We start from the raw sequence: 2550 nt of genomic DNA, 5'->3' as shown, positions 1-2550 counted from the left end.
ACCTGATGCTTGGTTTCGTGTGGACGGCGTTTCTCAGAAGCGAATTCACCCATATCTATCGGCTTGATTTCGACGCGTTTTATAACAGAGAACGAGAGCCGCTCGCTGGCGCTGGTGGTATGAACTGAAGCCCTGCTTCTCCGTCTCTATGAACGGATTCACGCTCACCGGGTTTCCCTCGCGGGCGGGTAGGCGGCGTCAAGGACGATCGGGCATCGTGGCGATCCGGCGCAGTCACCACGGGATACAGCCGACGTATTTGTGGGCCCACGATCACGCTCGGGCGCGGCAGCGTATGTCGTGGGGCAAGGTGGTGACCAGGGCTTCGGCATAGTGGAGATTTGTCCGGTTCTCTGATCACGTTAGGCCGAGGACGGTAAGGCCACGGGTGGCATCCCGGGACAGATGACGGATCGCCTGGGCGAGGTTGCGAGCTCCGGCCAGGCGCAACGCGCCGATGGCAAGGTTGCGCAGGCTGGCCATGGCGCGAGGAGCGTGGCCAGTGCGGACCTGGGAGTGGTCTTCGGCGAAGGTGACATCGCGGACGTAGTGGAGCTTGTTCTCGATGGACCAGTGGCCGCGGATCCAGGTGGCCAGGTCGGCGGGGCCGGCCTGCCAGGCGGGCATGCTGGTGATCGCGTACACGGTGACCGTGGTCCACTTTCCCGTCTTGAGGTGCTGGACCTGACGCCTGATCTGTATCGCCTGGACAGCGTGGGGGAACAGCAGGCCGGCGGTGACAGTGACGACTTTGAGGGTCCGCCGTTCGTATCGGCCGTGTCCACGATCGCGTTCGCGGTGCTGGATGGGGATCTGCTTCCACAGCAGCCGTTTGACCTGGTTGTACAGGGTGGGCTGGTTCTTCTTGACGATGAGGACGTAGTGCGCGTTCTTCTCGGTGGCCAGGAAATGGGCGTGGTCGCGCTGCGTGTGCAGGGCGTCGGCGGTGATCACCGCGTCGGTCAGGTCGAGGTGCTGCAGCAGGGGCCGGAACCGGGTGATCTCATTGGTCTTGCCGTCGACTTCGGTCTGTGCCAGTACCAGGCCGGTGACCTGGTCGAAGGCAGACAGCAGGTGCACCGGTTCACCGCCGGGAGCATGTGCGCCCCGCAGCGCCTTGCCGTCCACGGACACCGCCCGGCGCGCCGAGTGGCGGTGCCCTGTCTTTGGCGTGGTCGCTGCCGATGCGGCCGCAGCGGCAGCGCGCTCGGCCAGCCAGTCGCAGACCGCCGCGTCCAGTTCCTCGGCGTCGATCTGTTGCAGGACACGCCTGACCGTCGACTCATCCGGAGGCTGCCAGGTGTGACTCAGCGGGTCTCGCCGTACGCCTAATGTGGCCATGACCTGGGCGGGTGCGTCAGCGATCCACTCGCCGATCGCAGTGAACGACCGTGCTCCGGCCAGCACGGCCACCGAGACCAGCGCCAAGAGCGAGGCCAGGCCATGACGGACACCGCGCGGGTCGCGGGGATCGGCAAGACGCTCGAAGCGTTCCAGCAGGCTGACGCAGTCAGACGCTGCGGCGGGGGTCAGGGGTTGTTCGGCCAGGTGGCCGAGGGCCAGGCTGATCGGCGAAGATGACAGAGCAGGCACGGTCTTCTCTGGTGATCATGTGGCGTCGAGAACCTCATGATCGCGAAGGTCGTGCCTGCTTGCTTTCCTGGCCCCGGTCCCTGAGCGCGATGCCCCGCAGCGTGACTGATCCCTTGAATCGGACACTCAGGCCGTCAACACCACCTCGCCGGAGCCCTGCCCCGCCCATACGGGAGAAATGCCCGCCCCACACTCTTCTGTGACATCCTTTAGTCCAAGCAAGATCATCGATCTCAAACACCCGCGAAACGGCATTGGCTACGCCGAGGCGCCCTGCAGAGCCGATTAACTCCAGTCTCTCTGAGATTGCTCGATGGGCCCCACCAAACGAACAGGCGCGGCTCGTTGAACGATCATTGCCGGTTACCAAGCAATAGATCACAACGAGTCCACGCCTATCCACTTTTCACTAAGGTTGACAGATAGCCCTTAGTGGTGGCTGTCGCTGATCGTTTCGATCTGCTCCAGCTTGCGAATAACGATCTCTTCCATCCTGATCACCTCCCTCCCTTTCGCCCGATTACACTTGAGGCCTGCCGAATTATGCCATGCACCCGATTGCCATGGCGACGCCACCACATTCGGAGCCAAAGTAGCAGAGCGCCACCACCGACGACCAAAGTCGCAATAGCGTCAGCGATCTGGTCCAGCTCTCCTGAAGTCATCGAGAACAATGCCCGATTGGCAATTGCGGCAATCGTTGGCAGGGTAACAGTGAGCGCGAGGGTAAGGCATCCTGTGGTTCCGAACAGCAAGAAGAAGCTATACGCTTGCACAAGCCTCCGCTCTCTTTTTGAGAGCATTCCAATAGGGCTGGAATGACAGGAAATTCCCCGACACAACATGCGCCATACCCGAGCAATCCAATATCGCAGATATTTAGAGGCGTCTGCGTAGAGATTGCGAGTTTCGACCAAATCTTGTATAACGAAATACATGTCAGTCCGCATGAAAACC

General features: G+C 61.6%; 1 protein-coding gene. It reads right to left on the bottom strand.

The window, feature by feature from the left end; genetic code table 11:
• Positions 1 to 357: 357 nt before the first annotated feature.
• Complete coding sequence (locus ACWEOH_RS19745; protein ID WP_452033936.1) at positions 358 to 1593, bottom strand: ISAs1 family transposase; 1236 nt, start codon at positions 1591 to 1593, stop codon at positions 358 to 360.
• Positions 1594 to 2550: the final 957 nt, after the last annotated feature.

The sequence above is a fragment of the Agromyces sp. NPDC004153 genome (assembly GCF_053603635.1).
The sequence above is the reverse complement of the archived record's forward strand: the minus strand, read 5'-3'. Positions and strand labels throughout refer to the sequence as shown.